Origin of the sequence: Intrasporangium chromatireducens Q5-1, assembly GCF_000576575.1 — a bacterium.
GTDB lineage: Bacteria > Actinomycetota > Actinomycetes > Actinomycetales > Dermatophilaceae > Intrasporangium_A > Intrasporangium_A chromatireducens.
On sequence record NZ_AWQS01000211.1, the window covers coordinates 1 to 6589 of the forward strand.

At 70.0% G+C, this 6589-nt stretch carries 5 protein-coding genes; all 5 read right to left on the reverse strand.

Annotated elements, in window-relative coordinates; all coding sequences use genetic code 11:
• Positions 1–170 precede the first annotated feature (170 nt).
• Positions 171–1316, reverse strand: coding sequence for a glycerate kinase (locus N864_RS17665; RefSeq protein ID WP_034720043.1), 1146 nt, complete (start codon positions 1314–1316; stop codon positions 171–173).
• 12 nt (positions 1317–1328) lie between these two features.
• Positions 1329–3104: a glyoxylate carboligase gene (gcl, locus tag N864_RS17670; RefSeq protein ID WP_034720045.1), complete on the reverse strand. Its 1776-nt coding sequence runs from the start codon at positions 3102–3104 to the stop codon at positions 1329–1331.
• Between the two features lie 139 nt (positions 3105–3243).
• Positions 3244–4260, reverse strand: coding sequence for a 2-hydroxy-3-oxopropionate reductase (locus tag N864_RS17675; protein ID WP_081793998.1), 1017 nt, complete (start codon positions 4258–4260; stop codon positions 3244–3246).
• A complete protein-coding gene (locus N864_RS17680) occupies positions 4175–4999 on the reverse strand; it encodes a hydroxypyruvate isomerase family protein (RefSeq protein WP_034720049.1) in 825 nt (274 codons plus the stop codon). Before N864_RS17680 ends, N864_RS17675 begins: the two co-directional genes overlap by 86 nt.
• 97 nt (positions 5000–5096) lie before the next feature.
• Complete coding sequence (locus tag N864_RS17685; protein WP_034720052.1) at positions 5097–6563, reverse strand: nucleobase:cation symporter-2 family protein; 1467 nt, start codon at positions 6561–6563, stop codon at positions 5097–5099.
• Positions 6564–6589: the final 26 nt, after the last annotated feature.

Consider the following 6589-nt stretch of genomic DNA (forward strand, 5'->3'; position numbering starts at 1 on the left):
TCGAGAGTGCGCTTCTTCGAATCGACAGTGCAGCTCTCGACGTCGGGAGTGACTCGTCGGGATCGACGACGCACGGTCGATTGCGATTTGCGAACTGTCGATCGGGATTTGCGAACTGTCGATCGCGATATGTGAACTGTCGATCGGGATTAGCGCACGCTCGATCGGCATTACTGCCCTGTCGATTGAGTGGCCAGGCGGTCGCGGGCGATGCGCTCTCCCAGACGCTCCAGGATGGGCGCGGGCTCGGTCATGCAGCGGGTGACGTCGGGCTCGACGTCGACGAGCGCGTATGCCGCTGAGATGCCGGCCTGCTCGAGCCGCTCGCTGCCGAGGCCGTTCTGTCCACAGACGGCGACAACCGGGATCCCCCGCGCTCTGGCGGCCGCGGCCACGCCGGCGGGGGCCTTGCCGTGCAGTGTCTGCTCGTCGAGCGCACCCTCCCCCGTGATGACGAGATCGTCCGGCCCGAGCGCTGCCAACGCCTCGCGGAACCCGACGAGGTCGAGGACGAGATCGATGCCGGGACGGAGGGCGGCGCCGAGCAGGGCGACAGCGGCATAACCGACTCCGCCCGCCGCGCCGGCACCAGGCGCCTCGCGCTCGTCCCGGCCCGTCTCCGCGGCGATGACGTCGGCCCAGTGCTCCAGGGCGGCGTCGAGAACGGCGACGTCGTCGGGACGGGCACCCTTCTGGGGCCCGTAGACGGCAGCCGCACCGCGTGGCCCGGTGAGGGGGTTGTTCACGTCACAGGCAAAGGTGAACCGCACACCCTTGATCCGCCGCCGCAGCCCACGGAGGTCGACGGCGGCGAGGGCGGACAGACCCACGCCCCCACCGCCGAGCTCGCTGCCCCTGTCGTCGGTGAGCCAGGCACCGAGCGCCTGCACCATCCCGGCTCCGCCGTCCGTGCTCGCGCTGCCCCCGATGCCAACCACGACGTCGTGGCAGCCGGCGTCGATGGCGGCCGCGATGACCTCGCCCAGGCCCCGACTCGTCGCACGGAGGGGGTCGAGCCGGCCGCCCGGGAGCCGCACGAGCCCTGACACGTCGGCCATCTCGATGACCGCGGTCTCGCCCTGACGGGCGTAGGCGGTCTCGACCGGCTCGCCCGTCGGCCCGGCGGCGGTGACGCCCACTGTCTCGAACCCGGCCTCGAGCGCCGCCGCCACCGTGCCGTCGCCACCGTCGGCGACCGGCACGACGCGAATCTCCGGATCGCCCACCCGGCGAAGCCCCGCGGCGACCGCGGTGGCCACCTCGACGGCAGTGAGGGTGCCCTTGAACTTGTCGGCTGCGATGAGGACGCGCGTCATGGCACCAGCGTGTCAGTCCAGCAGCGCGATCGCCGTCGGCGCGTCCTCGCCCCGCTCGGCGAGCTCCTCGAACTCCACGACGTTGTCCAGCTCGGTGCCCATCGACACGTTCGTCACCCGCTCGAGCACCATCTCGACGACGACCGGCACCGAGAACTCCTGGGCCAGCGCCTTCGCCTTCTCGAGCGCGGGGAGGATGTCGTCGGGCTCGAAGACCCGGATCGCCTTGCAGCCCAGCCCTTCTGCCACCGTGACGTGGTCGACGCCATACCCGTTCATCTCGGGTGCGTTGATGTTGTCGAACGACAGCTGGACGTGGTAGTCCATCTCGAAGCCCCGCTGCGACTGCCGGATGAGGCCGAGGTAGGCGTTGTTCACGACGACGTGGATGTAGGGGATCTTGAACTGCGCCCCGACCGCGAGCTCCTCGATGAGGAACTGGAAGTCGTAGTCGCCCGACAACGCGACGACCGTCGACTCCGCGACTGCCGTCGCCACGCCGAGCGCCGCCGGGAGGGTCCAGCCGAGCGGGCCGGCCTGGCCGGCATTGATCCAGTGCCGCGGCTGGTAGACGTGCAGCAACTGGGCCGCCTGGATCTGGGAGAGCCCGATGGTCGTGACGTAGCGGGTGTCGGGGCCGAACGCCTTGTTCATCTCCTGGTAGACCCGCTGCGGCTTCAGCGGCACGTCGTCGAAGTTCGTGCGGCGCTGCATGGTCGCCTTGCGCTGCCGGCACTCCTCGACCCATACGCTGCGGTCGGCGAGCCGGCCCTGCGCGCGCCACTCGCGCGCCACCTCGATGAACTCGTCGAGGGCGGCGCCGGCGTCGGAGACGATGCCGTAGTCGGGCGCGAAGACCCGGCCGATCTGCGTCGGCTCGATGTCGACGTGCACGAAGGTGCGCCCCTCGGTGTACTTCGGCACTGATCCGGTGTGCCGGTTGGCCCAGCGGTTCCCGATGCCGAGCACGAAGTCCGAGGCCAGCATCGTCGCGTTGCCGTAGCGGTGTGAGGTCTGCAGGCCCACCATGCCCGCCATGAGCTCGTGGTCGTCGGGGATGACGCCCCACGCCATCAGGGTCGGCACGACTGGCACGCCGACGATCTCGGCGAACTCGACGAGCTGGTCGGCGGCGTCGGCGTTGATGATCCCGCCACCGGCGACGATGAGCGGGCGCTGCGCCGCGTTGAGCATGTCGAGGGCCTTCTCGGCCTGGGCCCGCGTCGCGGCCGGGCTGACGACCGGCAGCGGCTCGTAGGTGTCGATGTCGAACTCGATCTCGGCGAGCTGGACGTCGATCGGCAGGTCGATGAGGACCGGCCCCCGGCGCCCGCTGCGCATGAGCTGGAACGCCTTCTGGAAGACGCCCGGCACCTGCCCGGGCTCGAGCACCGTCTTGGCCCACTTCGTCACCGGGGCCGCGATCGCAGCGATGTCGACGGCCTGGAAGTCCTCCTTGTCGAGCTTCGCGACCGGCGCCTGCCCGGTGATGCACAGGATCGGGATCGAGTCGGCCGAGGCGGAGTAGAGCCCGGTGATCATGTCGGTGCCGGCCGGGCCGGAGGTGCCGACGCAGATGCCGATGTTGCCGGCGGCCGCCCGGGTATAGCCCTCCGCCATGTGCGAGGCGGCCTCGACGTGGCGGGCGAGGACGTGCTTGACCCCGCCGTGCGCCCTCATCGCCGAGTAGAACGGGTTGATCGCGGCGCCGGGCAGGCCGAAGGCCTGGGTCGCCCCCTCCTTCTCCAGGATGAGGACGGCGGCGTCGACAGCGCGCATACGAGTCATAGAGATCAGATCCTTGGGGTGGGATCGAACGGACAGTTCGCGACCCTGGCGAGGAGGTCAGGGACATCGAAAACGTCGCGAACTGGCCCTTCGACGGTTGCTTTTCTGTATGTCGCTCAGCTCAAGTGGGTTCGCGGCCTCAGCTGCGTTCGCGGCCGGAGAGGCGCTCGACGCCACGCAGGAGCGCTGAGTGGTCCAGGCCGCCGTCGCCGACCGCCGTCGCCGAGGCCATCAGCTGGGCGACGAGGGAGCCGAGCGGGATGGCGACCCCGGCCTCGCGCGCTGCGGCAGTGACGATGCCGAGGTCCTTGTGGTGCAGCTCGATCCGGAACCCCGGCACGAAGGAGCGGGAGAGCATGTTGCCCTTCTTCTGGTCGAGGACCTTGGAGCCGGCGAGGCCGCCCCCCAGTACTTCGAGGGCCGCCCCGGTGTCGACCCCGTACGCCTCGAGGAAGACGACCGCCTCTGAGAGTGCCTGGATGTTGGCCGCGACGATGAGCTGGTTGGCCGCCTTGACGGTCTGGCCGGACCCGCTCGGCCCGACGTGGACCACGGTCTTGCCGACGGCCTCGAAGACGGGACGGGCCGCCTCGAAGTCCTCGTCCGATCCGCCGACCATGATCGACAGGGCCGCGTTCTTCGCCCCGGCCTCGCCGCCGGAGACCGGCGCGTCGAGGAGCCGCAAGCCGCGTTCGCGCGCCTGCTCGGCCAGCTCGACGGTGACGTCGGGGCGGATGGTCGAGAAGTCGATGACGAGCGCATTCGGCTTGGCGTTGGCGAAGACGCCCCCCTCGCCCTCGAGGACGTCCCTCACGTCCGGCGAGTCGGGCACCATGACGCAGACGACGTCGGCGCCGGAGACGGCATCGGCGATGGACTGCGTAGCACGGCCGCCGGCTGCGATGAGCGGCTGGGTCTTCTCCGGGGTGCGGTTGTAGCCGACGACGTCGTGACCCGCGTTCTGCAGGTGAACCGCCATGGGGCTGCCCATGATGCCGAGGCCGATGAAGGCGATGGTGCTCATGTCGTGGATCTCCTTGGTGGTCAATGTGGCTGGCCAGGGCGGTTGGTCAGCGGGCGGTGGCGCGTCGGTCGCGCGGCAGCCAGGCCAGGCTGTCCTCCGTCGTGGTCGTCGGCTTGTACTCGAGGCCCACATAGCCGGTGTAGCCGGCAGACTGCAGGTCCGAGAGGTAGCGGTCGATGTCGAGGCCGCCCGTGCCCGGCTCACCGCGGCCAGGGAAGTCCGCGACCTGCACGTGCCCGACCGAGCCGACGTGGTGCCGGATCGCGGCGTCGACGTCATCGCCGTTGTTGGCGAGGTGGAAGATGTCGAGGAGGAAGGCCACGTTGTCGGCCCCGGCCGAGCGGGCCCGTTCGACGGCTGCCACCGCGTCGGCCGCGGTGCGCAGCGGGTAGGGCTTGGGCCCGCTCACCGCCTCGACGAGCACCGTGGCACCGATCGTGTCGGCAGTCTTGGCTGCGGCGACGAGGCTCTCGGTGGCGAGCTCGTCCTGTTGCTCCGGGGTGGCCTCGTCGACCCGGTTGCCGTAGAGCGCGTTGAAGGCACCGGTGCCGAGCCGCTCGCCGATGCCGACCGCGACGTCGATGTTGTCCCGGAACTGCTTCACCCGTGACGGGATCGACAGGACGCCGCAGTCAGGGCCGCCGAGGTCGCCGGCGAAGAAGTTGAGGCCGGCCAGCCGCACCCCGCTGCTCTCGACAGCGGCGACGAAGGCGTCGACCTGCGGGTCGGACGGGACCGGCTGGTCCGGCCAGGGCCACCAGAACTCGATCGTGTCGAAGCCCGCGGCCCTCGCCGCCGCTGGGCGCTCGAGGAGGGGCAGCTCGGTGAAGAGCATCGAACAGTTGGCGAGGTAGCGGAGGTGGTGGGTCATCTGCGTCTCCGAGGGTTGTTCGTGGGAGGGGAAGGGACCACGTATGCCGCTCAGCGGGGCCGCTGGGCCGGCTGAGCGGCATACGGGCTCGTTCTGCTCAGTGCTCGGTCGGCGAACTCTGCCGCGCGCCGCGCCGGCTGTTCGTCACGGGGCGCTTCTCCCCGCGCAGCTCGTCGTCGAGCGTGTCGCCGAGCTCGTCGTACTCGTCCTCCGCAGCGGCGAAGACCGAGGCACCGGGCTTGTTGCCAGCCTTGACCTCGTTGAAGACGAGGTTGAGGACGACGGCGACCACAGCGGTCGCGCTGATGCCGGAGTGCATGATGACGCTGAACCAGCTCGGGAACGCGTCCCAGAACGTCGGTGCCGCGATGGGGATGATGCCCATGGCGATCGCGACGGAGACGATGACCATGTTGAGGTTGTCGCGGTAGTCGACGCGGGAGAGGGTGCGGATGCCGCTCGCGGCCACCGAGCCGAACAGGACGACGCCGGCACCACCGAGCACCGGATACGGGATCGCGGCGACCACCGCGCCGACCACCGGCAGCAGGCCCAGGACCACCAGGACGCCACCGCCGGCGGCCACGGCGAAGCGGCTCTTGATGCCGGTGAGGGCGACGAGCCCCACGTTCTGGGCGAAGGCGCTGCACGGGAAGGTGCCGAAGACCGGCGCGACCGTCGTCGAGACCATGTCGGCCCGGAGTCCGTCCGCGACCCGCTTCGCGTCCACGGGCGTCTCGACGATCTCCCCGATGGCGAGGATGTCCGCGGTCGTCTCCGTCATGATGACGAGGATGACGATCGTCATCGACACGATCGCACCCACCTGGAAGGTCGGCGTCCCGAAGTGGAGGATCGGGGGCAGCGCGAAGACCTTGGCGTCCCCGACCTTCGAGAAGTCGGCCTTGCCCGCGAGGGCGGCGACGACGGTGCCGGCGACGAGGCCGATGAGGATCGACAGCCGTGAGATCGGCCCCTGGAAGACCCGACTGATGACGAGGATGATGAGCAGCGTCAGGCCCGCAAACGCAATGTTCGACACGGAGCCGTAGCCCGGCGCCTTCGCGTTGTTGCCCATCGCCCAGTTGAACGCGACGGGCATGAGCGACAGGCCGATCACCGTGATGATCGTGCCGGTCACGACGGCCGGGAAGAGCCTCACGAGCTGGGCGAAGAACGACGACAGGACCAGCCCGATCAGGCCGGCGACGATGATCGCACCGAAGACGGGGCGCACGCCGCCGTCGTGGGCGATCGCGACCATCGTCGAGACACTCGCGAACGAGATGCCCTGCACGATGGGGAGGCGGCTGCCGAAGGGGCCGACACCCAGGGTCTGCAACAGGGTCGCCAGGCCGCTGAGGAAGAGGCCGGCCGTGACGAGCAGGGCCATGTCGCCGGCGCTGAGGCCGGCGGCCCCGCCGACGATGAGGGGCGGCGCGATGACGCCGCCATACATCGTCAGGATGTGCTGGGTGCCATAGGCGAGCAGTTGGCCGAAGCCGTACTTCTGGTCCTCGGGGCGCACAGGGACGGCGGCCTCGTGGGCGGGTTTCGTTGTCATGGGCGGACGCTCCGTTCAGGACAGGC

What these genes read in the sequence shown, in the direction of transcription:
- N864_RS17665 (WP_034720043.1), bottom strand. Translation starts at nt 1,316, where the DNA reads ATGACGCGCGTCCTCATCGCAGCCGACAAGTTCAAGGGCACCCTCACT.
- N864_RS17680 (WP_034720049.1), bottom strand. Translation starts at nt 4,999, where the DNA reads ATGACCCACCACCTCCGCTACCTCGCCAACTGTTCGATGCTCTTCACC.
- gcl (WP_034720045.1), bottom strand. Translation starts at nt 3,104, where the DNA reads ATGACTCGTATGCGCGCTGTCGACGCCGCCGTCCTCATCCTGGAGAAG.
- N864_RS17685 (WP_034720052.1), bottom strand. Translation starts at nt 6,563, where the DNA reads ATGACAACGAAACCCGCCCACGAGGCCGCCGTCCCTGTGCGCCCCGAG.
- N864_RS17675 (WP_081793998.1), bottom strand. Translation starts at nt 4,260, where the DNA reads ATGTGGGCCTCGAGTACAAGCCGACGACCACGACGGAGGACAGCCTGG.